The following is a 22,516-nucleotide window of genomic DNA, read 5'->3' as shown; positions in this document are numbered from 1 at the left end:
CCGGGGCTGGTGCTCAGTCCTTGCGGAACAGCAGCGCCGCGGCCCGTGCCTCCATGGACTGCAGCTGGCCCACCGGGCCCAGCTTTTCGGCCGTCTTGGCCTTGACGTTCACCTGGTCCAGCGTCACCCCCAAGGCCTGGGCAATGCGCTCGCGCATGGCGGGAATGTGCGGCGCCAGCTTGGGGGCCTGGGCCACGACGGTGCTGTCCACATTGCCGATCTCCCAGCCTTTTTCCCGCACGCGGCGGGCGGCCTCGGTCAGCAGCACCACCGAGTTGGCACCCCGGAACTCGGGGTCGGTGTCCGGGAAATGCCGGCCGATATCGCCCAGCGAGGCACCGCCCAGCAGGGCGTCGGTGATGGCGTGCAGCAGCACATCGGCGTCCGAGTGACCCAGCAGACCGGTGACGTGGGGAATCTCCACCCCGCCGATGATGAGCTTGCGGCCCGGCACCAGGGCATGGGTGTCCCAGCCTTCTCCAATACGAAAATTCATAGCTTGCTCCGCAGGCGCTTCAGGTGCGACCTGCCCATAGGGTTGACATCAGAAAAACGGGTTGCCGCTGGCGGACGGCGGGTTGCGGCGCCCCTGGAAGCGCTCCGCCGTGGTGGCCCGGCCGCGCTGCGACAGCACGGCGGCGGCCAGCGCAAAGTCGTCCGGGTAGGTGACCTTGAAATTCTGCGCCCCGCCGGGCACCAGCTTGGGGCGCAGGCCCATGGCTTCCATGGCGCTGGCCTCGTCGGTCACGGCCGCTCCGGCGCGCGAGATCGCATCCAGCAGCGGACCGATGCGGAACATCTGCGGCGTCTGCGCCAGCCACTTGTCGCTGCGGTCCACCGTGGCCGCCACGCGCACGCCGGTCGGGCCGGTGACGGCGGTCTTGAGCGTATCGGGCAGCTTGTGGGCCAGCAGGCCGCCCACGGCATCGTCCACGCAGGCATCGATCAGGTTGCGGATCTGCTGCGGCGTGATCAGGCAGCGCGCCGCATCGTGCACCAGCACCCAGTCATGCTGGGCCGCGCCCTGCGCCAGCAGCGCCTTCAGGCCGCCCCGCACGGTATCGGCCCGGTTGGGGCCGCCGCAGGGCACGACAAAGCAGCCGGTCACCGGGTGGTCGGCCAGGAACTGGTCGCCGGCCGCCACCGCCACCAGGGTGCCCGCCAGCCCGGCCGTGCCGGCAAACGCGGCCAGGGTGTGCAGGACCATGGGCTGGCCGGCCACCAGCTGGTACTGTTTGGGCAGCTCCGGCGTGGGGCTGCCCGGCGCAATCGCCCGCAGTCCCACCCCTGCGCAGGGCACCAGCCCCCAGAAACGGCCCTGGGGCGGATGGGGGACTGGGGAAGGAGCAAGCAGGTCGGTCATGGCAGGCATTCTAGAATCGGGATTTCCCCTTCGCAGACATCCTGGCGGCAAAAGGCCACGCCCATGGGGCCACCGTACCGCCACCACCTCTCCCATGCAGCTGCCCACCCTCCGCTCCGGTCACCGTTTCACCCTCCCCCGCCCCACGGGCAGCGCCGATGCGCTGCTGCTGTCGCGTCTGGCGCAGCGCGAGCGGGCGGCGGGCCGCATCACGGCCATCGTCACGGCCGATGCGGGCGACGCCCAGCGGCTGATCGACGAGCTGGCGTTCTTTGCCCCCGAGCTGCGCTGCGCCCTGTTTCCGGACTGGGAAACCCTGCCCTACGACACGTTTTCGCCGCACCAGGACCTGATCAGCGAGCGCCTGGCCACGCTGTGGCGCATCCGCAGCCGCGAACACGAGACCGGCGCCGACGTGGTGCTGGTGCCGGCCACCACCGCCCTGTACCGGCTGGCACCCCCGTCGTTTCTGGCGGGCTACACCTTCCATTTCAAGCAGGGCCAGAAGCTGGACGAAGCCAAGCTCAAGGCCCAGCTGACGCTGGCCGGCTACCAGCATGTCTCCCAGGTGGTGAGCCACGGCGAATATGCGGTGCGCGGCGGCCTGATCGATCTGTTTCCCATGGGCTCACCCGTGCCCTACCGGGTGGATCTGTTCGACAACGAGATCGACTCCATCCGCACCTTCGACCCCGACAGCCAGCGCAGCCTCTACCCCGTGCCCGAGGTGCGCCTGCTGCCCGGCCGCGAGTTCCCCATGGACGAGGATGCACGCGCCAAGTTCCGCTCCCGCTGGCGCGAGCTGCTGGAGGGCGACCCCACGCGCAGCCGCGTCTACAAGGACATGGGCAATGGCGTGGCGACGGCGGGCATCGAGTACTACCTGCCGCTGTTCTTTGACGCCACGGCCACCGTCTTCGACTACCTGGGCGACGACGCCACGCTGGTGCTGCACGGCGATCTGGAGCCGGCGTTCCAGCGTTTCTGGACCGACACCAAGGAGCGTTTCCGCCTGGTGCAGGGCGACCCCGAGCGCCCGGCCCTGCCGCCCGAAACCCTGTTCCTGACGGCCGACCAGTTCTACACCAGCGCCAAGCCCTACCCGCAGCTGGCCTTGCGCCCGGGGGTGGAGGATGTGGCCGACAGCGCCCTGTTCCAGCAGCTGCCGCCGCTGGCCGTGGTGCGCGGCGCCGAGGAGCCACTGGCCCGGCTGCAGGCCCATATCGCCCACGCGGCACGCCGCGTGCTGGTGCTGGCCGAAAGCGACGGCCGGCGCGAAAGCCTGCTGGACTTTCTGCGGGCCTCCAACGTCAACCCGCCGGCCTTCGATTCGCTGGCCGAGTTCCAGGCCGATGACGGCGAGCGGCTGGGCATTGCCACTTCCAACCTGGCCCAGGGCTTTGCCTGGACGGAGGAAGGCATCGACTTCGTCACCGAGACCGAGCTGTTCGAGACCAGCGGCGGCACGCGGCGGCGCAAGAAGCAGGAACAGGTCAGCGATGTCGATGCGCTGATCAAGGACCTGTCCGAGCTGAAGGTGGGCGACCCGGTGGTCCATGCCCAGCACGGCATCGGCCGCTACCACGGACTGGTCAACATGGACGTGGGCCAGAAGAACCCCGATGGATCGCCTGCGCTGCAGGAGTTTCTGCACCTGGAATACGCCAAGGATGCAGTGCTGTACGTGCCCGTCAGCCAGTTGCACCAGATCAGCCGCTACACCGGCGTGACACCCGAATCCGCACCGCTGCACAGCCTGGGCAGCGGCCAGTGGGAAAAGGCCAAGCGCAAGGCCGCCGAGCAGGTGCGCGACGCTGCGGCCGAGTTGCTGAACATCTACGCCCGCCGCGCCGCGCGCCAGGGCCACGCCTTCCGCTACAGCGCCCAGGATTACGAGCAGTTCGCCCAGGACTTCGGCTTTGAGGAGACGGCCGACCAGAAGGCCGCCATCCACGCCGTGGTGCACGACATGATCAGCCCCCAGCCCATGGACCGCCTGGTCTGCGGCGATGTGGGTTTCGGCAAGACCGAGGTCGCCCTGCGCGCGGCCTTTGTGGCCGCCATGGGCGGCAAGCAGGTGGCCTTTCTGGCCCCCACCACGCTGCTGGCCGAGCAGCACTACCAGACGCTGGTGGACCGCTTCTCCAAATGGCCGGTGAAGGTGGCGGAGATGAGCCGCTTCCGTTCCACCAAGGAGATCAATGCCGCGCTCAAGGGCATCGAGGACGGTTCCGTGGACATTGTGGTGGGCACGCACAAGCTGCTGTCCGAGAAGACCAAGTTCCAGAACCTGGGCCTACTGATCATCGACGAGGAGCACCGCTTCGGCGTGCGCCACAAGGAGGCCATGAAGGCCTTGCGCGCCGAGGTGGATGTGCTGACCCTGACCGCCACCCCCATTCCGCGCACCATGGGCATGGCGCTGGAAGGGCTGCGCGACCTGTCGGTGATTGCCACCGCCCCGCAACGCCGGCTGGCCATCAAGACCTTTGTGCGCTCCGAGAGCAACGGCGTGATCCGCGAGGCCGTGCTGCGCGAGCTCAAGCGCGGCGGCCAGGTGTATTTTCTGCACAACGAGGTGGAGACCATCGAGAACCGCCGCCAGAAGCTGGAGGAAATCCTGCCCGAGGCGCGCATTGCCGTGGCCCACGGCCAGATGCCCGAACGCGAACTGGAGCGCGTGATGCGCGACTTCGTGGCCCAGCGTTTCAACATCCTGTTGTGCTCGACCATCATCGAGACCGGCATCGACGTGCCCACGGCCAACACCATCGTCATCAGCCGCGCCGACAAGTTCGGCCTGGCCCAGCTGCACCAGCTGCGCGGGCGCGTGGGCCGCAGCCACCACCAGGCCTATGCCTATCTGATGGTGCCGGACATCGAGAGCCTGACCAAGCAGGCCGAGCAGCGGCTGGACGCCATCCAGCAGATGGAGGAGCTGGGCAGCGGCTTCTACCTGGCGATGCACGATCTGGAAATCCGCGGCGCCGGCGAGGTGCTGGGCGAGAACCAGAGCGGCAACATGATGGAGATCGGCTTCCAGCTCTACAACGAGATGCTGGCCGAAGCCGTGCGCAGCCTGAAGAATGGCAAGGAGCCCGATCTGCTGTCGCCGCTGTCGGCCTCCACCGACATCAATCTGCACGCCCCGGCGCTGCTGCCCAATGACTACTGCGGCGATGTGCACCTGCGCCTGTCGTTCTACAAGAAGCTGGCCACGGCCAGGACCAGCGACCAGATCGACAACCTGCTGGAAGAGATCGTGGACCGCTTCGGCAAGCTGCCGCCCCAGGCCCAGACGCTGATCGACACCCACCGCCTGCGCGTGCTCTCCGAGCCCTATGGCGTGCTCAAGGTCGATGCCGCGCCGGGCGTGATCAGCATCACCTTCAAGCCGAACCCGCCCATCGATCCGATGCAGATCATCCACCTGATCCAGAAGAACAAGCACATCAAGCTGGCGGGCAACGACAAGCTGCGCATCGAACGCGCGCTGGAAGACCCCAAGGCCCGCGCCCAGATGGTGCGCGATGTGCTGAAAAGTCTGGGACAACCGTTGCGCGCGGAAACACCCGCCACGGCCTGAAGCTGGTCATACTGCTCGCAGGAGGTAGTCCCCCATGCTGCAAGCCCTGCTGGAAGCGGCCTTTGCCCTGGTGGCACTGGGGGTGGCGCTGTCCATGCGCCCCTGGCGCCTGCTGGTCGACCGTACGCTGCCGGGGCGCTATGCCACGCCCCAGGACGTGCCGCGCATCGCCTCGCCGCTGTGGACGCCGCTGCTGGCCACCCTGGTGATCCTGCCCTGGCTGTGGGCCATGCCCACGCTGCACAAGATGCCGCTGCAGTTGCAGTGGTCCGGCGCCTGCCTGGTGGTGCTGGCCCTGGGCTGGCCGCTGGCCATGCCCACGCTGGCCCTGGTGGGGGTGATCGCCTGCCTGCTGTCGCCCGGGCTGGCCGGGCATGAGGCGCTGCGCCTCATCGTCTGGCACGGCATGCTGCCGGCCACGCTGGGCATGCTCTGGGGCGTGTTGCTGCGCCAGTGGCTGGGCACCAAGGTGTTTGTCTACCTGTTCGGGCGCTGCTTCATGGGCACCGTCTTCAGCCTGTTTGCGGCCAGCGTGCTGGCCAGCGCCACCGGCCAGCCGCTGCCGGGGGTCAACGAGGATCTGTCCCACATCGCCCACTGGCTGATGGCCTGGGGCGATGCCGTGGTCACCGGCATGATCTGCTCGGTCTGCGTGGCCTACCGCCCGGACTGGCTGGCCACCTGGTCGGACCGCCTGTACCTCTACGAGCAGGTGGCAGAGAAGCACGACAGCTCCACCTGAGCCGGCCTGCCGGCGCCCGCCATGCACGCGGTCGTTGAACCAACCGTGCATCCTCCCCTGCTCCGGCGCGGTGCGCAGCCGGTGGCCGGCCTCTTTCCGCTGGCCCCCTCTCGGGCTTTCCCCTCTTTCGCAGCCAAGGGCACGGCATTGAAATTGCTTGGCTGCAGCAGGCAACGGCCCATGCGATTCCGCCGTGACGCCATTCCACCGCCAGTCCACCGCTGTGCAGGCCCCGGCCTGTGCAGCGTCCATCCGAGCAAGGGGTTTCATGTCCGCACCGCACCTCCGCCATCTTCCGCGCCATTCCCTGGAACGTTCCCTGGTTCATGCCCCGCGCCTGCTCTGTCTGCTGGCCTTTGGCGCCGCCGTGTGGAGCGCCGCCAACCCCGCCGCCCTGGCCCAGGGCAGCTACCCCGAACGCCCCGTCAAGGTGATGGTGGCCCTGCCCGCCGGCGGCAGCGCGGACATGATTGCCCGCGTGGTCGGCCAGAAACTGGCGGCCGAGCTGGGCCAGCCGTTCATCGTCGAGAACAAGCCCGGGGCCTCTGGCCAGATCGGCACGCCCCAGGTAGCGCGCGCGCCGGCCGACGGCTACCAGCTGATGGTCTCGCCGGCCTCGTTTCTGACCACCAACAAGAGCATCTTCAAATCCCTGCCCTATGACCCGGAGGCCGACTTCGCCCCGGTGGCCCAGCTGGTCAACCAGCCCATGGTGCTGGTGGTCAAGGACAGGCAGAAGTTTCCCAGCGTCGCTGCCGTGGTGGCGGCTGCCAAGGCCGCACCCGGCAAGCTGACCTATGCCAGCTCGGGCGACGGCAGCCCCCAGCATCTGGCGGCGCTGATGTTCAGCACCCGCACCCATGCCGACATGCTGCACGTGCCCTACAAGGGCGGCGCACCGGCGATCAACGACACGCTGGCCGGCAATGTGGACATGCTGTTTGCGGTGCTACCCGAGGCCCTGCCCCACATCCAGTCCGGCAAGCTGCACGCCCTGGGGCTGATGAGCCCGCAACGCAGCAAGATGCTGGCCGGCACGCCCACCATGGCCGAGAGCGGCTTTGCCAACCTGAACCTGTCGGCCTGGGTGGGCCTGTTTGCCCCGGCCAGGACACCGCAGCCGGTGATTGCCCAGCTCAACCGCGCCGTGCACAAGGTGCTGCAGGGCGAGGTGGTGGCCAAGCTGGGGGACAGCGGCATGGAAGTGGCGCCCGGCACACCGGAGCAGCTGAAGCAGACCGTCCACCAGGACATCCTGCTGCATGCCGAGCTGGTGAAGGCCGCTGGCCTGGTGCCACAGTGAGCGCGGCCCGCCATGGCAGCGCCGGATACGCCGTGACACCGCAGATTCCCCGGCGTACGGGGATAATGCGGCCTGCGCAGCCGCGCCCGGCGCGGCCTGCTCCTCCTTCTACCCCCTCGACTTGAGCTGCCATGAGCGTTGCCACCGAATTTGCCCCCGGCCTGACGATCCAGAACATCACCGCCCCCCAGAAGCTCAGCGCCTACAAGCTGATCGCGTTCGACATGGATTCCACGCTGATCACCATCGAGTGCATCGACGAGATCGCCGACGCCACGGGCAAGAAGGCCGAGGTGGCCGCCATCACCGAAGCCACGATGCGCGGCGAGATCACCGACTTCAAGGACAGCCTGCGCCAGCGCGTGGGCAAGCTCGCCGGGGTCACCCAGGCCGACATGGCCCGCGTGCTGGCCGAGCGCCTGCAGCTGTCGCCCGGTGCGCACACCCTGGTCAAGGCCGCCCAGAATGCCGGCCTGAAGGTGCTGCTGGTCTCCGGCGGTTTCACCTACTTTGCCGAGCATGTGCGCGATCTGCTGCAGATCGACTTTGTGCGCGCCAATGTGCTGGAGATGGACAACGGCGTGTTGACCGGCGGCCTGGTGGACCAGCCCTGGGGCGATATCTGCGACGGCGCCGAAAAGCGCCGCACGCTGCTGGAAGTGGCCAGCCTGCTGGGCATCGACGCCGCCCAGTGCATCGCCGTGGGCGATGGCAGCAACGACATTCCGATGATGCAGGCGGCCGGTCTGTCCGTGGCCTACCACGCCAAGCCCCGCGTGCGCGCGGAAGCCAAGGTCTGCATCAACCAGGGCGGTCTGGACCGCCTGCTGGAAGTGCTGCAGTAAGCAGCCCTGCTGCGCGCACCACGGCGCGCACGGCCTCTGCGCCAACCCAGGACCAGCCCGAACGACTCGGAACGAGCGCTTACAGCGTGTCGGCCATCGGCTGCCAGCGCCCGTCGCCTGCCGCCTCGAACATGGGGATGTGACCCACCGCGCGCACGCGCTGGTCCCAGCCCGCACCCAGTTCGCCCACCACCGCACGCCAGGCATGGCCTTCGCTCAGCAGCACGGTCAGGCCCACCACCTCGGCGCCGGCGCGCTCCAGCAGGCGCACGGCCGACAGCGCACTGATGCCGGTGTTGATGACATCGTCCACCAGCACCACGCGCTTGCCGCGCACCCGCGCCACCAGGGCCGGGTCCAGGTAGACACGCTTGCCCTGCGTGCTGGTGGACGAGGTGGCGGCTTCGCTCAGCGCCTCGTCGTACCAGAACTTGCGCGAGTGGCCCAGGGCCACATAGTCAGCCAGCCCCAGGCCGCGCGCCACCAGGCGGGCGTAGTCCAGGCCCATGGTGGGCACGGCGGCAATCACCTCGGGCTGCAGGCTGGCAGCGGCGGCGGTCACCAGCGGGGCCAGCGCGTCTTCCACCGCGAACGGGGTCTGGTTGCTCATCAGCAGCGCAATCGCCTTGTCGCCGCCGGGCAGCACGCGCAGCGGCAGCTCCAGGGCGCTGCCGCCTTGCAGCGCCACGGTGTAGGTGCTGGAAAAAGTGGGGCCCGCCGGCGGCAGTGCGCTCGCCTGGGCGGCGGTGTACCAGCGGGCGGTATAGGGGGTCAACAGGTCTGTGTTCGACATACTCATGTTCATCATCATCCGTGGCGGTGCACCGCCGCCCGAGAGGCCGCAGCGTTCCCGGGCGATCGGCGGTGCCACCCGGCTTACTGCGGCATGGCGCCGATCACGCCCTGCACCAGAAAGTTCATCTTCAGCTTGTCGGCATCGGGCATGTCGCCGGCCTTGCTGCGTTCCTTGCCCGCCTGGTCGCGCAGCGGACCGTGGAACACCGGGCGCTTGCCCGAGACAATGTCCTTGCCGCGCTGCTCCACCGCAGCGCGCACCTTGGCGGGCAGGTTCTTGCTGAAGTGGTCGTAGTGGATGGCGCCGTCCTTCATGCCGATCCAGACGTTGCCGGGCTTCCAGGTTCCGGCCATCACATCGGCCACGACCTTGCTGTAGTAGATGCTCCAGTCCAGGCGGGCGGCGGCCATCTGGGCATCGCCGCCCCACTGGGCCATATCGGTGTCCCAACCAAAGCCCACCTTGCCGGCTTCCTTGGCCACCTGCAGGGGGGCCGCCGAGTCGGTGTTCTGCATCAGCACGTCCACGCCCTGGTTCAGCAGGGTCTTGGCGGCTTCGGCTTCCTTGGGCGGGTCGTACCAGGTGTTGACCCACAGGATGCGGGTCTGGATCTTGGGGTTCACCTCCTGGGCGCACAGGGTGAAGGCATTGATGTTGCGCACGATCTCCGGAATCGGATGCGGTGCGACCACCCCGATGGTCTGGGTCTTGGACAGGTGGCCGGCAATCGTGCCGTTCAGGCAGGCACCTTCGTAGGTGCGGATGTCGTAGATGCCCAGATTCGGGCCGGTCTTGTAGCCCGTGGCGTGTTCGAAAGCCACCTTGGGAAAGTCGCGGGACACGCGTTCCATGCCGTTCATGAAACCGAAAGCGCCGCCAAAGATGACCTTGGCGCCCTGGGCAGCCAGGTCACGGGTCACACGCTCGGCGTCGTTCTCGGCCACGTTCTCGACAAAGATGGTTTCGATCTTGTTGCCGAACTTTTTCTGCACCTCCTGGCGCGCCAGTTCGTGGGCATAGGACCAACCTGCGCCGCTGGCGGGGCCGATGTAGAGGAAGCCGACCTTCATCGGATCGGCCGCATGGGCCGTGGCCAGGGCGGTGGCGCAGCCCAGGGCAACAGCCAGGGGGGGGAGGAGATGGCGGGGAGAGCGCATGGCAGTGTTGTTCTTCGGAAAGGGGAAATGAACCGGAACCCGGCGGCCGTGGCGCATCCTGCGCGCCATGCCGGGCACCCCCTGCACTTGCAACTTGCGTGCCACGGACATTGGCGGGTCCGGCAGCCTCTGCATTCGACCAAACGCTCTTTTTTCGAGAGCATTCAGCACACTTACTGCAGGCCTTCCAACGTGTTCTTGTTCTCTGCTGCGGCAAGCGCAGCGCCACCTGTCTTCCCGTGCCTTGCACGGCACGCCCCCGGTTTATCCCTGCATTCACCCCGGTGGGGCGCCGCAGGGCCTTCAAGAGTTCCTACAATAGCTGCTGCAGCCCCATAACGTCACACAACCAGCGGCTGCCCTGGCGTCCTCCCCCGTTCGTTGCCAACGGCTGCACGGAGGATCGCTTGGAATCTCCTCCTCCACCCCTACATACATACCAGGTCGGCGCCGCCATGGCGTTGCGGCCTGGCGGGCCTGTCCGCCCTGTATGACAACCATGATTGGATACTTTCTGTGAAGACTTCGTACCGTGCCACTGCCTCCGTGATTGCCCTGGCAATCGCATCGCTGACCGTGCCTTCGCTGGCCCAGGCCAAGCGCATGGGCGGTGGTAAGACCGTGCGTCCCGCCTCCATCGGCTCGGCCCCCGCCAAGCCCGCCACACCCGCCGCCCCCACGGCTGCGGCCAAGCCTGCCACCCCGGCAGCCGCCACGCCTGCGGCCGCCACCGCCGCAACACCCGCTGCGGCTGCCGCACCGGCCCGCGCCGGCTCCGGCATGATGGGCACCATGGCAGGCGCCGCCGTGGGCGCCGTGGCAGGCACCATGGCCGGTAGCGCCATCGCCGGTGCCATGAGCGGCCCGTCGGCCGACAAGGATGCCGAAGCCAAGGCCAAGGCTGCTGCCGACGCCAAGGCCGCCGATGCCGAAGCCGCTGCCCTGCAAAAGCAGCTGGACGAAGCCAAGGCCAAGGCTGCCGCGGCCCACGCCGCCGCCAAGTAAAGCACTGCGCGCAAGCCGCCCTTCAGCCGTGCAGGCTGAAAGGGCCGGACACAACGCCCCGTTGGCTCACGCTGCGGGGCGTTGTGCATGGTGGGCTGCGCTGGGCGATGTGGTGCCGCCCCGGGCGGCGGGGTAGCAGAGTCACTCGGTCACACGCGGCGTGCCGATGCGCGCGACGCCGTGCGCAGCGGATCGAGCAGGCCGCGCAGGTTGTTGTGGTCCAGCTCGTGCATCAGCGCCAGCAACTGGCCCAGGCGCCCGGCAGGAAAGCCTTCGCGTGCAAACCAGGCCAGGTAGTTGCCGGGCAGATCGGCCAGCAACATGTCCTTGTGCTTGCCAAAAGGCATGCGCAGCTGCACCAGTGCCTGCAGGTCTTCAGGCTGCATAACAGGCCTTTTTCTTAATTTGCATAAAAACCACGTTTTTTATAACCGAAATTGAAATTCTGCTGTCCAGCCGCTCCAGGGCTGCACTAAACTTGCCTTCAGCCAACGTCGCATGCCCAGGGCCCAGACGCTGGAAACCTCTGCTGATTTTCACCTTTGCCAAGGAATTCACACCACCATGCTGAAGAAGACGCTTACCGCCGTGGCCATTGCCGCTCTGGCCCTGTCCGCCCATGCTGCTGACGTGCTCAAGGTTGCCGCCACCGCCGTGCCCCACGCCGAGATCCTGAATTTCGTGAAGCCCCAGCTCAAGGCCCAGGGCCTGGACCTGGAGGTCAAGGAGTTCAGCGACTACGTGCAGCCCAATGCCGCCGTGGAAGACAAGCAGCTGGACGCCAACTTCTTCCAGCACCAGCCCTACCTGGACAGCTACAACAAGGACCGCAAGAGCTCGCTGGTGCAGGTGCCCAACGGCAAGATCCACGTTGAGCCCTTCGGTGCCTATTCCACCAAGATCAAGAACATCAAGGACCTGAAGAACGGCGCCACCGTGGCCATTCCCAACGATCCTTCCAACGGCGGCCGCGCCCTGCTGCTGCTGGCCAAGCAAGGCCTGATCGAGCTCAAGGACCCCAAGAGCCTGACCTCCACCGCGCTGGACGTGGTCAAGAACCCCAAGAAGCTGAAGTTCAAGGAACTGGAAGCACCTCTGCTGCCCCGTGCCCTGGCCGATGTGGACCTGGCCCTGATCAACACCAACTACGCCATCGAAGCCAAGCTCAACCCCACCAAGGATGCGCTGTTCATCGAAGGTGCGGATTCGCCCTACACCAACATCGTGGCCGCCCGTGCGGACCGCGCCAACGATCCCAACATCGCCAAGCTGATCAAGGCCCTGCACTCGCCGGAAGTGAAGAAGTTCATCCAGGACAAGTACAAGGGTGCCGTGGTGCCCGCATTCTGAACGCAGCGGCCCCGCTGAACCGCTTGCAAGGCGCCGCTGGTCGGCGCCTTTTTTATGTATCTACACGTTTACATAGCGTATGGCAATGGGCTGCCACCGGCTGTCGCCCCCAGCCCACGTGGGCGGCGCGCCCCATGGCGCGGGGCCGCAAAGCCCGCTGTAATGCGGGATACGGCACAGCTTTGGTGCAGATCAAGCCCGTGGTCAGTAGGCGGAAATTCGGGTTTCGCCTGCCGGCATCTGCGGGCATGATGCTGCTTTCTGTGCGCATGACCCGGTTGCGCACCTGTGCCACCGGCATTTTTCAACCAGCACCTGCACGTTCATGAGCCAAGCTGAAGCTCCCGCCACCCCCTCCCTGGACAAAGCCATCAAGGATGGCCAGAACGAAGTCACCCACCCCAAGACCCTGGAGGTGTTTGCCAAACGGCATGGCGACGATCTGGGCAAGCACCACATCAACTTCCGCGGCGACATTGCCGAGAAGTTCGGCTACGACAAGATCTTCCCGACCTCCCAGCCCAAGTCGTCCGGCTATCTGGTCTACATCCAGGGCAAGAGCGGCAAGACCGGCCAGGAGGCCTTCTACCAGATCATGGCCAACCAATGGGGCCTGCTGGAAGTACTGGCCCGGCTGGACTGATCCCCGCCGGCGCGGCCTTCCCACCCACAGAAAAGGCGCTCCAGCGATGCTGGTGCGCCTTTTTTTGCGGGGTGCACACCAAGCGCGTGCCGGGCTTATGCCTAGCTCACGCCAGGCTGCGGTCCAGCCCCTGCCACACCCACCAGGCCAGCGACAGCATCATGGCGCCGGTCAGGCCGTCCAGGATACGCCAGGCCAGCGGCTGGGCAAACCAGTGCTTCAGGCGTCGGCCTGCGGCCGACAGGCCGGCAAACCACAGCGCACTGGCACTGGCCGCGCCGGCCACGAACACCCATTTCAGGTCGCCTTCCTGGCGCGCGCCGATGGAGCCCACCAGCAGCACCGTATCCAGATAGACATGGGGGTTGAACAAGGTGATCACGGCCAGCGTGCCCACCACGCGCCACAGGCTGCGCCCGCCTTCTCCTTCGCCCGGCTGCACGCTGTGCTGGGCAAAGACCATGCGCCACAGGGCAAACAGGCCATAGGCCAGCATGAACAGCACACCGCCCAGGCCCAGCCAGTAGGCCCAGTCCGGACGTTCAGCCAGCAGGCGGGCCATGCCGGCCACGCCCAGACCGATCAGCAGCGCGTCGCTGGCCACGCACCAGGCCACGCAGGCGCGCACATGCTGGCTGTGCACCGCCTGGCGCAGCACATAGAGGTTTTGTGCGCCGATGGAGACGATGAGGGACAGGCAGACCGTAAAGCCTGCCAGCCATGCAGCCAGAAAAGGGGTGTAGAGAGTGCTGTGCGCCATGTCCCTGATTGTCCAAGGCGTACTTAAATTAGTAAAATTAAACTATCTGAACGATCTTCAATTTTTCTAAATGCTCGACTACGCTGGACTCGAAGCCCTGGCCGCCGTGCTGCGTGAAGGCAGCTTTGACCGCGCGGCGCGCAAACTGCATGTCACTCCCTCCGCGATTTCGCAGCGCGTCAAGCAGCTCGAAGAGCGCGTGGGCCAGGTGCTGGTGCTGCGCGGCCAGCCCTGCACCGGCACCGATGCCGGCCGCCGCCTGGTGCTGCATGTGGAACAGGTGGCGCTGCTGGAAAACGAGCTGCGCCGCCACAACCCCGAACTGGTGCCCGAAGGCCAGGTGGCCCGCCCCACACTGAAGCTGGCGGTGAATGCCGATTCGCTCAACAGCTGGTTCATCGATGCGATGTCCGGCTTCACCAGCACCGGCAACGAGCTGCTGGACATCAGCATCGACGACCAGGACCACACGGCCAAACGCATCAAGGAAGGCGATGTGATGGCGGCGGTCACCGCCTCGTCCAGCCACATCACCGGCTGCAACACCTGGCCGCTGGGCCGCATGCGCTATGTGGCGGCCGCCAGCCCCGAATTCGTGGCGCGCTACTTTGCCGACGGCGTGAGCAAGGAGGCCATGGCCATCGCCCCGGTGCTGACCTATGACCGCAAGGACGGCATGCAGGACAAATGGCTGCAGCAGCAGGGCCTGGCCTCACGCACGGCCCCACCGCGCCACTGGCTGCCGTCAGCCCATGCCTTTGTGCGCGCCTGCGAAGCCAGCGTGGGCTGGGGCATGCACCCCACGGTGCTGATCCAGCGCTATCTGGATGCCGGCACGCTGGTGGAACTGCGCCCCGACACCGACATGGTGGTGGACCTGTACTGGGCCCATGCCCGCAACGCCCAGGCCGGGCTGGAGCGGCTGACCCAGTGCGTGATTGCCGCCGCACGCAACTGGCTGGACCCGCTGCCAGCGGCGGGCGAATAGGCCGCGATAGCGGCCTGTGGTCGGGTCTGTAGGCCGCCCGTGGTCAAGCTGTGGGCGGCCTGCGGTGCAACGCGCACTGCGTCCCGTCCGTGCTGCTCAGGGCTTGTCAGCGCCTTTCAAGGATTTTCAGGACTTTTCCGGCGGGATCTGCTCGGCCACATCGCGCTTCATTTCCAGCACATGGAAGTCCAGCAGCTGGGTGGCCAGCACCGTCTCCCACATGAAGCCGGCCAGCGCGGCCAGGAAGGTGCCGATGCCCAGTAAGAAGCTGATCACGGCAAACAGCTGCTCTTCCACGCCCCAGGCCTGGCCCATGAACAGGAAGATGATGGTCAGGCCGATCAGAAAGCCGCACAGCGTCAGCAAGCCGATGCTGACGTTAGAGATGCGCCCGCGCCGGCGCAGGTACTGCAGCTCGGTCAGGCCGCGCTGGATGAACAGCGCATCCTGGCTGGCACGCACCCGGTCTTCCACCACGCGGGCACGGTCGATGATGCGCGCCAGCCGCCCGGCCACGGCGCCGATCATGCCGGCCACCGCCGTCAGCAGGAACACGGGGGCCACGGCCAGCTGCACGCTGTGGGTGGCGGTGGCGACGTCAATCACTACGCTCATGGGAAAGCATTCAAAAGATGGGAACAGCGACATTGTGAGGGCTGTCCACCCTGTCCGGTGCCCTGCGCGACCGCAATCTCAGCTTTTGCCGTGCGCAATGCCGGCATGCGGGCGGCGCAGGCCCGTCCGGCACCGGCGGATGGCCGCTCCGCGCGCGGTTTGCGCTGGCACAAATGTGCCACCCCGGGCCTTTGACATGGCACAAACCGCAGGACGGCAGCGCAGGCGATAGTCCTGCCATCCCATTGATGTAGAAAGGCTTTTTTCCATGAAGATGCTGATTGACCTGTTCTCCACCGACTACGGCCTGATGAGCATTTCCGTGATTTTCATTGTGCTCATCATGGCGGTGTACTTCACCATGCTGTTTCTGAACAAGATCAAGCTGGACGCACCGAAATCCAAATAACAAGCAAGCTGGACTTCCGCGTTGTTGCACCTTGAGCCCGCCCTGCGCGGGCTTATTTTTTGGGAGGGGCAAGGCGCTGCTGCGCCCTCCCCCATCCCCATCGTGCCGCCCGGCCTTCAGCGGCGGGGCATCAGCGGGTAGGCCGGGTCGGTATAGCCCGGCGTGGACGGGTGGCCAGCCGGCACCAGATCGTCCACCATGCGTTCTTCTTCGGCGCTGATGTCCAGATCGACGGCCGGCAGATAGTCCGTCCACTGGGCCAGCGTGCGCGGGCCGGCAATCACCGCGCTCACCGCGCGGTGGCGCAGCACCCAGGCGGTGGCCCATTGCGCCAAGGTGACGCCACGCGACTCAGCATGGGCCTTCAGGCGCTGGGCGATCTCCAGCGATTCGGTGCGGAACTCTGTCTCCGTGATGCGCTTGTCACCGCGGCCGGCACGGCTGCCGGCATCGGGGGCCTGACCGGGCAGGTATTTGCCGGTCAGCACGCCGCGCGCCACCGGGCTGTAGGGCACCACGCCCAGGCCATGGAATTCGCAGGCGGGCAGGATCTCGACCTCGGGCATGCGGTTGAGCAGGTTGTAGTACGGCTGGCAGACCACCGGGCCGGCCATGTTCAGGCTGCGTGCGCCATGCACCAGCTCGCCGATGCGCCAGGCGCGGAAGTTGGACACCCCCCAGTAGCGCAGCTTGCCGGCACGCACTAGGTCGTCCAGCGCGCGCAGCGGCTCTTCCAGGTCCATGCCGTTGTAGTCGCGGTGCAGGTAGAGGATGTCCAGGTGGTCGGTCTGCAGGCGCTGCAGGCTGGACTCGACCTCCTGCACCATCCATTTGCGCGAGTAGTGGCCCTGGTTGGGCGCATCGCCCATCTTGTTGCCCAGCTTGCTGGCCAGCACCCAGTCATGGCGCTGACCGGCCAGCAGCGGTGCCAGCATGCGTTCGCTGGCGCCCTTGGTGTAGACATCGGCGGTGTCGATGAAGTTGACGCCGGCCGCCTTGGCATGGGCGACGATCTCGCCGGCCTCCTGCGCCCCGGTCTGGTCGCCGAACATCATGGCGCCCAGGCACAGGTTAGAGACTTGCAGATTGCTTTTTCCCAGTCGACGGTAGTGCATGGCGTGGCCTGTTGTGTGCAAAAGCCGCACTATGACGCATGCCGTAGGCGGTGTCATGCCCCGGAGGGGACAAGCATGCCACCCTCCCCTCCGTAGACAGTGGGAACGTGCAGTGGAGCACCCTCAAGCAGCTCCAGGGCTGCGGCGTGCCCCTGCCCCTGCCCCTGCCCCTGCCCCTGCCCCTGCCTGAGCCTGAGCCCGTCCCATGCAGGCACAAAAAAAACCTGCCATGCATGCGCATGGCAGGTTCTTGTTTTGGTGGTGCCCCGAACCGGAATCGAACCGGTACGCCCGATTAAAGGCGGCGGATTTTAAGTCCGATGTGTCTACCAATTTCACCATCGGGGCCACGCCAGCCAGGCTGTCGTGTGTCTGTTTCAGACAGCGGCCAAGCATACCGCAGCATGCACCGGCTGTTGCCCTTCTGCCAAGTCTGGGGCAGATAGAAAAAAGGGAAGCCTGAGCTTCCCTTTTTCAAAGACCTGGAGCGGGAAAACGGGTTCGAACCGTCGACCTATACCTTGGCAAGGTATCGCTCTACCAACTGAGCTATTCCCGCAAATTTTTTGGAGGCGCGAACCAGAGTCGAACTGGTCTAACCGGATTTGCAATCCGGGGCATAACCGCTTTGCTATCGCGCCATCGCAGGATGTTTGCACACCCTTGTCCAACCTGGAGCGGGAAAACGGGTTCGAACCGTCGACCTATACCTTGGCAAGGTATCGCTCTACCAACTGAGCTATTCCCGCATTCAGAAGACTTGCGCCTTCCGATGCGAACCTGTATTGCTACAGGTTCTGAAAACCTGGAGCGGGAAAACGGGTTCGAACCGTCGACCTATACCTTGGCAAGGTATCGCTCTACCAACTGAGCTATTCCCGCATTCGGAAGACTTGCGCCTTCCGATGCGAACCTGTATTGCTACAGGTTCTGAAACCTGGAGCGGGAAAACGGGTTCGAACCGTCGACCTATACCTTGGCAAGGTATCGCTCTACCAACTGAGCTATTCCCGCATTCGGAAGACTTATCGCCTTCCGATGCGAACCTGTATTGCTACAGGTTCTGAAAACCTGGAGCGGGAAAACGGGTTCGAACCGTCGACCTATACCTTGGCAAGGTATCGCTCTACCAACTGAGCTATTCCCGCGTTTCCGCCGAAGCCTTGCATTCTATAACGAAGCAACGCTGCGATGGGATGAATTGTAGCGTAATTTTTTGGCCGCTTTTTTCAAATGCGGCCAAAAAACTCAATGCTTCACCGCGCCCGAAGGATCTGCCGCCTTTTCGGCCTTGTCGGCCGCTGCTGCGGCAGCCGCCGCGGCTGCTGCCACTTCTTCGTCCGTCAGGGGCTCGGGCATGCGCTCCAGCGCCACCTTCAGCACCTGGTCGATCCACTTGACGGGGATGATTTCCAGGCCGCTCTTGACGTTGTCCGGGATCTCCTGCAGGTCCTTGACGTTCTCTTCGGGAATCAGCGCTGTCTTGATGCCGCCACGCAGGGCCGCCAGCAGTTTTTCCTTCAGACCGCCAATCGCCGTGACTTCACCACGCAGGGTGATTTCACCGGTCATGGCCACGTCGCTGCGCACGGGAATGCCGGTCAGCGCCGAGACAAAGGCCGTAGTCATGGCCGCACCCGCGCTGGGGCCGTCCTTGGGCGTGGCGCCGTCGGGCACGTGCACGTGGACGTCGCGCTTTTCAAACAGCTCGTCCTTGATGCCCAGCAGTCTGGCGCGGCTGCGCACCACGGTGCGTGCGGCTTCGACCGATTCCTTCATCACGTCGCCCAGCGAACCGGTGCGCAGGATGTTGCCCTTGCCGGGCATCACCACGGCCTCGATGGTCAGCAGATCGCCGCCCACTTCGGTCCATGCCAGGCCCACGACCTGGCCCACCTGGTTCTGCTGCTCGGCACGGCCATAGGTGTACTTGCGCACGCCCAGGTAGTCCGGCAGGTTGTCGGCAGTGACCACCACCATGGGTTCGAGCTTCTTGAGCTGGATGCCCTTGACCACCTTGCGGCAGATCTTGGACAGCTCGCGCTCCAGCGAGCGCACGCCGGCTTCACGGGTGTAGTAGCGCACGATGTCGCGCACCGCGGACTCTTCCACCTTCAGCTCGCCTTCGCGCACGCCGTTGTTGGTCAGCTGCTTGGGCAGCAGATAGCGGATGGCGATATTGGTCTTCTCGTCCTCGGTGTAACCCGACAGGCGGATCACTTCCATGCGGTCCAGCAGGGCCGAAGGGATGTTCATCGAGTTGGAGGTGGCCACGAACATCACGTCCGACAGGTCGAAGTCGACCTCGACGTAGTGGTCGCCGAAGGTGTGGTTCTGTTCGGGGTCCAGCACTTCCAGCAGCGCGCTGGAAGGGTCGCCACGGAAGTCCATGCCCAGCTTGTCGATCTCGTCCAGCAGGAACAGCGGATTGCGCGTACCCACCTTCTCCAGGCTCTGCAGCACCTTGCCCGGCATGGCGCCGATGTAGGTGCGGCGGTGGCCGCGGATCTCGGCTTCGTCACGCATGCCGCCCAGGGCCATGCGCACGTACTTGCGGCCCGTGGCCTTGGCGATCGACTGGCCCAGCGAGGTCTTGCCCACGCCAGGGGGGCCGACCAGGCACAGGATGGGTGCCTTGACCTTGTCCACGCGCTGCTGCACCGCGAGGTATTCCACGATGCGGTCCTTGACCTTTTCCAGACCGAAATGGTCGGCGTTCAGCACTTCCTCGGCGTTGGCCAGGTCGTGCTTGATCTTGGTCTTCTTGCTCCAGGGCAGACCGGTCAGCACGTCGATGTAGTTGCGCACCACGGTGGCTTCCGCCGACATGGGGGACATCAGCTTGAGCTTCTTCAGCTCGGCTTCGGCCTTCTTGCGCGCAGCCACCGGCATCTTGGCCAGCTTGATCTTCTTTTCGACCTCTTCCAGGTCGGCGCCGTCTTCGCCCTCGCCCAGTTCCTTCTGGATGGCCTTGACCTGTTCGTTCAGGTAGAAGTCGCGCTGGTTCTTCTCCATCTGGCGCTTGACGCGGCCGCGGATGCGCTTGTCCACATTCAGGATGTCGACTTCACGCTCGAGCTGTTCGAACAGGTTTTCCAGACGCTCTTTCACGTCTGACAGGTTCAGCACCTGCTGCTTGTTCTCCAGCTTCAGCGGCAGGTGCGCGGCAATGGTGTCGGCCAGACGGCCCGGCGAGTCGATGCCGGAGATCGAGCTCAGGATCTCCGAAGGGATCTTCTTGTTGAGCTTGACGTACTGGTCGAACTGCTGGGTCACCGCGCGGCGCAGGGCCTCCACTTCGCTGGACTGGACAGCGTCGTCCTGCACATCCAGCAGGCGGGGCTTGCTGGTGAAGTGCGTGTCGTGGTCGGTCACTTCGACCACCAGCGCACGCTGCTGGCCTTCCACCAGCACCTTCACGGTGCCGTCGGGCAGCTTGAGCATCTGCAGGATGGTGGACACGCAGCCCACCTCGAACATGTCGTCCACCGACGGTTCGTCCTTGGATGCGGCCTTCTGTGCCACCAGCATGATGCGGCGGTCGCCTTCCATGGCGAGTTCCAGCGCCTTGATGCTCTTGGCGCGGCCCACAAACAAGGGAATGACCATGTGGGGAAACACCACGACGTCCCGCAGCGGCAGCAGCGGCAGGTCGAGCGGTGTATCGGTCTCGGGAGTTGTTCCTGACATGGGATTCCTCAGTAATACCGCAGGCAGCACCTGCGGCAGATATCAGCTACACGGGCACCACCAGTGTGCCCCAGGCTGCACGGCTTGTGCAGCAATTGCAGACGGGCCGGCGCCCCTGGTGCGCACAGCCCCTGCCGTCAGGCATGTCGCCCGCTCAGGCGGTCTTGGCGGCTTCGCGGTACACCAGCAAAGGCGCCTTGCCGTCGTCGATGGTGGCTTCTTCCACCACCACCTTGGCGACGTTGTCCATGTTCGGCAATTCGAACATGGTGCCGATCAGCGCCTGTTCAAGGATGGAACGCAGACCACGGGCGCCGGTCTTGCGCACCAGCGCCTTGCGGGCGATGGCCTTGAGTGCGCCAGGACGGATTTCCAGCTCCACGCCTTCCATGCCCAGCAGCTTGCTGTACTGCTTGACCAGGGCGTTCTTGGGCTCGGTCAGGATTTCCACCAGCGCGTCTTCGCTCAGCTCGGCCAGAGCGGTCATCACGGGCATGCGGCCCACCAGTTCGGGGATCAGGCCGAACTTGATCAGATCCTCGGGCTCGATCTCCTGGAACACTTCGGACAGCGAACGCTGCTTCTTGCTCTTGACCGCGGCGCCAAAGCCGATGCCCGATGCTTCGGTGCGGTTTTCGATGACCTTTTCCAGGCCGGCAAATGCACCACCGCAGATGAACAGGATGTTGGTCGTGTCGATCTGCAGGAAGTCCTGGTTCGGATGCTTGCGACCACCCTGCGGGGGGACGCTGGCCATGGTGCCTTCGATCAGCTTCAGCAGCGCCTGCTGCACGCCCTCACCCGACACGTCGCGCGTGATGCTGGGGTTGTCGGACTTGCGCGAGATCTTGTCGATTTCGTCGATGTAGACGATGCCGCGCTGGGCACGCTCGATTTCGTAGTTGCAGCTTTGCAGCAGCTTCTGGACGATGTTTTCCACGTCCTCGCCCACGTAGCCGGCTTCGGTCAGCGTGGTGGCATCGGCCATGACGAAGGGCACGTCCAGCTGGCGCGCCAGGGTCTGGGCCAGCAGCGTCTTGCCCGAGCCTGTGGGGCCGACCAGCAAGATATTGCTCTTGGACAGCTCCACCTCATCCTTGCCCGCCTTGTCCTTGTGGCGCAGGCGCTTGTAGTGGTTGTAGACCGCCACGGCCAGTGTGCGCTTGGCCTGCTCCTGGCCAATCACGTAGTTGTCCAGGTTGGCCTTGATTTCTGCCGGCGTGGGCAGATCACCGCGCGCCTCGCGGGCGGTATTGCCCGGCAACTCATCACGGATGATTTCGTTGCACAGGTCGATGCACTCGTCGCAGATGAAGACGGACGGCCCAGCAATCAGCTTCTTCACCTCGTGCTGGCTTTTGCCGCAGAAGGTGCAGTAGAGGTTTTTCTCGCTGGAAGTGCCTTTTTTCTCGGCCATGGGGGCAGTGCCTTGTTACAAATATGGGAAAAAGGATGATACCAACAGGAAAAACGGCGCTCCCCGTGGGGGATAGCGCCGTTACCCGTTTTTCGCCGGTTCAGGCGCGTTTTTCAATCACCTGGTCCACCAGACCATAGTCCTTGGCTTCGGCAGCGCTCAGGAAATAGTCGCGTTCGGTGTCGCGCTGGATCTTTTCCAGCGGCTGGCCGGTGCGCTCGGCCAGGATGTTGTTCAGCTGTTCGCGGGTCTTGAGGATCTCACGAGCGTGGATCTCGATCTCCGTCGCCTGACCCTGCATGCCGCCCAGCGGCTGGTGGATCATGACCTTGGAGTTGGGCAAAGCATAACGCTTACCCTTAGCCCCTGCCGCCAGCAGGAAAGCACCCATGCTGGCTGCCATGCCGGTGCACAGCGTGGACACATCGGGCTTGATGAAGTTCATCGTGTCGAAGATGGCCATGCCGGCGCTGACCGAGCCGCCGGGCGAGTTGATGTAGAAGGAGATGTCCTTGTCAGGGTTCTCGCTTTCCAGGAACAGCAGCTGCGCCACCACCAGGTTGGCCGTCTGGTCGTTGACCGGGCCCACCAAGAAAATCACGCGCTCCTTCAGCAGGCGCGAATAGATGTCGTACGACCGCTCACCGCGGCCAGACTGTTCGATCACCATGGGGACCATGCCCAGACCCTGAATATCCAATGCGCTCATAGGTTCTCCTGTCAATTTCAGCA

Annotated in this window: 21 protein-coding genes and 7 tRNA genes; 9 read left to right on the top strand and 19 right to left on the bottom strand. The window is 65.3% G+C overall.

The window, feature by feature from the left end:
- Positions 1-13: 13 nt before the first annotated feature.
- Both ispF and QM470_RS10785 read right to left on the bottom strand, forming a co-directional pair.
- Positions 14-496: a 2-C-methyl-D-erythritol 2,4-cyclodiphosphate synthase gene (gene ispF, locus QM470_RS10790; protein ID WP_066533708.1), complete on the bottom strand. Its 483-nt coding sequence runs from the start codon at positions 494-496 to the stop codon at positions 14-16.
- Between the two features lie 48 nt (positions 497-544).
- Entirely contained in the window at positions 545-1,363 is an 819-nt protein-coding gene (locus QM470_RS10785; RefSeq protein WP_066534019.1) for an IspD/TarI family cytidylyltransferase, read from the bottom strand.
- 94 nt (positions 1,364-1,457) lie between these two features.
- On the opposite strand from QM470_RS10785, the gene mfd reads away from it, so the two are divergent.
- The 4 genes from mfd (at position 1,458) to serB (ending at position 7,839) form a co-directional block, all read left to right on the top strand.
- Entirely contained in the window at positions 1,458-4,949 is a 3,492-nt protein-coding gene (gene mfd / locus QM470_RS10780) for a transcription-repair coupling factor (protein ID WP_283339254.1), read from the top strand.
- Positions 4,950-4,983: 34 nt separating this feature from the next.
- On the top strand, positions 4,984-5,691 hold the full coding sequence (locus QM470_RS10775) for a hypothetical protein (RefSeq protein WP_283339253.1): 708 nt from the start codon (positions 4,984-4,986) through the stop codon (positions 5,689-5,691).
- 268 nt (positions 5,692-5,959) lie between these two features.
- Positions 5,960-6,994, top strand: a complete 1,035-nt coding sequence (locus QM470_RS10770) for a Bug family tripartite tricarboxylate transporter substrate binding protein (protein WP_283339252.1) — start codon at positions 5,960-5,962, stop codon at positions 6,992-6,994.
- 131 nt (positions 6,995-7,125) lie between these two features.
- Positions 7,126-7,839, top strand: a complete 714-nt coding sequence (serB, locus tag QM470_RS10765) for a phosphoserine phosphatase SerB (RefSeq protein ID WP_218331560.1) — start codon at positions 7,126-7,128, stop codon at positions 7,837-7,839.
- Between the two features lie 79 nt (positions 7,840-7,918).
- Here the strand turns inward: serB and QM470_RS10760 are convergent, their stop codons facing one another.
- Entirely contained in the window at positions 7,919-8,632 is a 714-nt protein-coding gene (locus QM470_RS10760) for a phosphoribosyltransferase (protein ID WP_283339251.1), read from the bottom strand.
- 83 nt (positions 8,633-8,715) lie between these two features.
- On the bottom strand, positions 8,716-9,792 hold the full coding sequence (locus tag QM470_RS10755) for a BMP family ABC transporter substrate-binding protein (protein WP_283339250.1): 1,077 nt from the start codon (positions 9,790-9,792) through the stop codon (positions 8,716-8,718).
- A 516-nt stretch (positions 9,793-10,308) separates the two neighbouring features.
- On the opposite strand from QM470_RS10755, the gene QM470_RS10750 reads away from it, so the two are divergent.
- On the top strand, positions 10,309-10,797 hold the full coding sequence (locus QM470_RS10750) for an ABC transporter substrate-binding protein (protein ID WP_283339249.1): 489 nt from the start codon (positions 10,309-10,311) through the stop codon (positions 10,795-10,797).
- Between the two features lie 149 nt (positions 10,798-10,946).
- Here the strand turns inward: QM470_RS10750 and QM470_RS10745 are convergent, their stop codons facing one another.
- Both QM470_RS10745 and QM470_RS10740 read right to left on the bottom strand, forming a co-directional pair.
- Complete coding sequence (locus tag QM470_RS10745) at positions 10,947-11,183, bottom strand: DUF3820 family protein (RefSeq protein ID WP_283339248.1); 237 nt, start codon at positions 11,181-11,183, stop codon at positions 10,947-10,949.
- Positions 11,173-11,355 (bottom strand): hypothetical protein, encoded by a 183-nt coding sequence (locus tag QM470_RS10740; protein ID WP_283339247.1) that lies wholly within the window; start codon positions 11,353-11,355, stop codon positions 11,173-11,175. The genes QM470_RS10745 and QM470_RS10740 overlap by 11 nt, the downstream gene beginning before the upstream one ends.
- Before the next feature lie 6 nt (positions 11,356-11,361).
- Between QM470_RS10740 and QM470_RS10735 the strand changes: the two genes are divergently transcribed.
- Both QM470_RS10735 and QM470_RS10730 read left to right on the top strand, forming a co-directional pair.
- The gene (locus QM470_RS10735; protein WP_066533720.1) at positions 11,362-12,147 is read left to right on the top strand and encodes a MetQ/NlpA family ABC transporter substrate-binding protein; all 786 of its coding nucleotides are present in this window, start codon (positions 11,362-11,364) and stop codon (positions 12,145-12,147) included.
- 325 nt (positions 12,148-12,472) lie between these two features.
- Positions 12,473-12,790 carry a hypothetical protein gene (locus tag QM470_RS10730; protein WP_283339246.1) on the top strand — a complete coding sequence of 106 codons (318 nt, stop codon included), beginning with the start codon at positions 12,473-12,475 and terminating at the stop codon, positions 12,788-12,790.
- A gap of 106 nt (positions 12,791-12,896) precedes the next feature.
- On the opposite strand, the gene QM470_RS10725 is transcribed toward QM470_RS10730, so the two are convergent.
- Positions 12,897-13,550, bottom strand: coding sequence for a LysE/ArgO family amino acid transporter (locus QM470_RS10725; protein ID WP_283339245.1), 654 nt, complete (start codon positions 13,548-13,550; stop codon positions 12,897-12,899).
- Between the two features lie 70 nt (positions 13,551-13,620).
- On the opposite strand from QM470_RS10725, the gene QM470_RS10720 reads away from it, so the two are divergent.
- Entirely contained in the window at positions 13,621-14,538 is a 918-nt protein-coding gene (locus QM470_RS10720; protein ID WP_280014028.1) for an HTH-type transcriptional regulator ArgP, read from the top strand.
- Positions 14,539-14,664: 126 nt separating this feature from the next.
- Here QM470_RS10720 and QM470_RS10715 read toward each other — a convergent pair whose 3' ends face one another.
- A complete protein-coding gene (locus QM470_RS10715; protein ID WP_280014029.1) occupies positions 14,665-15,153 on the bottom strand; it encodes a DUF2721 domain-containing protein in 489 nt (162 codons plus the stop codon).
- A 268-nt stretch (positions 15,154-15,421) separates the two neighbouring features.
- Between QM470_RS10715 and QM470_RS10710 the strand changes: the two genes are divergently transcribed.
- Positions 15,422-15,562 (top strand): DUF3149 domain-containing protein, encoded by a 141-nt coding sequence (locus QM470_RS10710; protein WP_172591783.1) that lies wholly within the window; start codon positions 15,422-15,424, stop codon positions 15,560-15,562.
- Positions 15,563-15,678: 116 nt separating this feature from the next.
- Here QM470_RS10710 and QM470_RS10705 read toward each other — a convergent pair whose 3' ends face one another.
- The 11 genes from QM470_RS10705 to clpP all read right to left on the bottom strand — a co-directional run bounded on the left by QM470_RS10705 (position 15,679) and on the right by clpP (position 22,493).
- Complete coding sequence (locus QM470_RS10705; RefSeq protein WP_066533732.1) at positions 15,679-16,677, bottom strand: aldo/keto reductase; 999 nt, start codon at positions 16,675-16,677, stop codon at positions 15,679-15,681.
- A gap of 259 nt (positions 16,678-16,936) precedes the next feature.
- A tRNA-Leu gene (locus QM470_RS10700) sits at positions 16,937-17,025 on the bottom strand.
- A 135-nt stretch (positions 17,026-17,160) separates the two neighbouring features.
- Positions 17,161-17,236 (bottom strand) — tRNA-Gly (locus tag QM470_RS10695).
- Positions 17,237-17,244: 8 nt separating this feature from the next.
- Positions 17,245-17,318 (bottom strand) — tRNA-Cys (locus QM470_RS10690).
- A gap of 32 nt (positions 17,319-17,350) precedes the next feature.
- A tRNA-Gly gene (locus QM470_RS10685) sits at positions 17,351-17,426 on the bottom strand.
- 57 nt (positions 17,427-17,483) lie between these two features.
- A tRNA-Gly gene (locus QM470_RS10680) sits at positions 17,484-17,559 on the bottom strand.
- A gap of 56 nt (positions 17,560-17,615) precedes the next feature.
- Positions 17,616-17,691 (bottom strand) — tRNA-Gly (locus QM470_RS10675).
- A 58-nt stretch (positions 17,692-17,749) separates the two neighbouring features.
- Positions 17,750-17,825: transfer RNA gene (locus QM470_RS10670), tRNA-Gly, on the bottom strand.
- Between the two features lie 100 nt (positions 17,826-17,925).
- Entirely contained in the window at positions 17,926-20,367 is a 2,442-nt protein-coding gene (lon, locus tag QM470_RS10665; RefSeq protein ID WP_280014031.1) for an endopeptidase La, read from the bottom strand.
- 154 nt (positions 20,368-20,521) lie between these two features.
- The gene (gene clpX, locus QM470_RS10660; RefSeq protein ID WP_066533738.1) at positions 20,522-21,784 is read right to left on the bottom strand and encodes an ATP-dependent Clp protease ATP-binding subunit ClpX; all 1,263 of its coding nucleotides are present in this window, start codon (positions 21,782-21,784) and stop codon (positions 20,522-20,524) included.
- 100 nt (positions 21,785-21,884) lie between these two features.
- The gene (clpP, locus tag QM470_RS10655) at positions 21,885-22,493 is read right to left on the bottom strand and encodes an ATP-dependent Clp endopeptidase proteolytic subunit ClpP (RefSeq protein WP_066533739.1); all 609 of its coding nucleotides are present in this window, start codon (positions 22,491-22,493) and stop codon (positions 21,885-21,887) included.
- Between the last annotated feature and the right edge of the window lie 23 nt (positions 22,494-22,516).

Origin of the sequence: Comamonas sp. 17RB (assembly GCF_030056555.1) — a bacterium.
Lineage (GTDB): Bacteria > Pseudomonadota > Gammaproteobacteria > Burkholderiales > Burkholderiaceae_C > Comamonas > Comamonas terrigena.
This window is presented reverse-complemented; position numbering and strand designations above follow the sequence as displayed.

Bases quoted from the DNA above. Each gene is read 5' to 3' on its own strand.
- QM470_RS10710 (WP_172591783.1), top strand. From the start codon at position 15,422: ATGAAGATGCTGATTGACCTGTTCTCCACCGACTACGGCCTGATGAGC.
- QM470_RS10755 (WP_283339250.1), bottom strand. From the start codon at position 9,792: ATGCGCTCTCCCCGCCATCTCCTCCCCCCCCTGGCTGTTGCCCTGGGC.
- QM470_RS10770 (WP_283339252.1), top strand. From the start codon at position 5,960: ATGTCCGCACCGCACCTCCGCCATCTTCCGCGCCATTCCCTGGAACGT.
- ispF (WP_066533708.1), bottom strand. From the start codon at position 496: ATGAATTTTCGTATTGGAGAAGGCTGGGACACCCATGCCCTGGTGCCG.
- QM470_RS10715 (WP_280014029.1), bottom strand. From the start codon at position 15,153: ATGAGCGTAGTGATTGACGTCGCCACCGCCACCCACAGCGTGCAGCTG.
- QM470_RS10760 (WP_283339251.1), bottom strand. From the start codon at position 8,632: ATGTCGAACACAGACCTGTTGACCCCCTATACCGCCCGCTGGTACACC.
- clpX (WP_066533738.1), bottom strand. From the start codon at position 21,784: ATGGCCGAGAAAAAAGGCACTTCCAGCGAGAAAAACCTCTACTGCACC.
- QM470_RS10720 (WP_280014028.1), top strand. From the start codon at position 13,621: ATGCTCGACTACGCTGGACTCGAAGCCCTGGCCGCCGTGCTGCGTGAA.
- QM470_RS10705 (WP_066533732.1), bottom strand. From the start codon at position 16,677: ATGCACTACCGTCGACTGGGAAAAAGCAATCTGCAAGTCTCTAACCTG.
- serB (WP_218331560.1), top strand. From the start codon at position 7,126: ATGAGCGTTGCCACCGAATTTGCCCCCGGCCTGACGATCCAGAACATC.
- QM470_RS10730 (WP_283339246.1), top strand. From the start codon at position 12,473: ATGAGCCAAGCTGAAGCTCCCGCCACCCCCTCCCTGGACAAAGCCATC.
- QM470_RS10745 (WP_283339248.1), bottom strand. From the start codon at position 11,183: ATGCAGCCTGAAGACCTGCAGGCACTGGTGCAGCTGCGCATGCCTTTT.
- QM470_RS10775 (WP_283339253.1), top strand. From the start codon at position 4,984: ATGCTGCAAGCCCTGCTGGAAGCGGCCTTTGCCCTGGTGGCACTGGGG.
- lon (WP_280014031.1), bottom strand. From the start codon at position 20,367: ATGTCAGGAACAACTCCCGAGACCGATACACCGCTCGACCTGCCGCTG.
- clpP (WP_066533739.1), bottom strand. From the start codon at position 22,493: ATGAGCGCATTGGATATTCAGGGTCTGGGCATGGTCCCCATGGTGATC.
- QM470_RS10785 (WP_066534019.1), bottom strand. From the start codon at position 1,363: ATGACCGACCTGCTTGCTCCTTCCCCAGTCCCCCATCCGCCCCAGGGC.
- QM470_RS10725 (WP_283339245.1), bottom strand. From the start codon at position 13,550: ATGGCGCACAGCACTCTCTACACCCCTTTTCTGGCTGCATGGCTGGCA.
- mfd (WP_283339254.1), top strand. From the start codon at position 1,458: ATGCAGCTGCCCACCCTCCGCTCCGGTCACCGTTTCACCCTCCCCCGC.
- QM470_RS10735 (WP_066533720.1), top strand. From the start codon at position 11,362: ATGCTGAAGAAGACGCTTACCGCCGTGGCCATTGCCGCTCTGGCCCTG.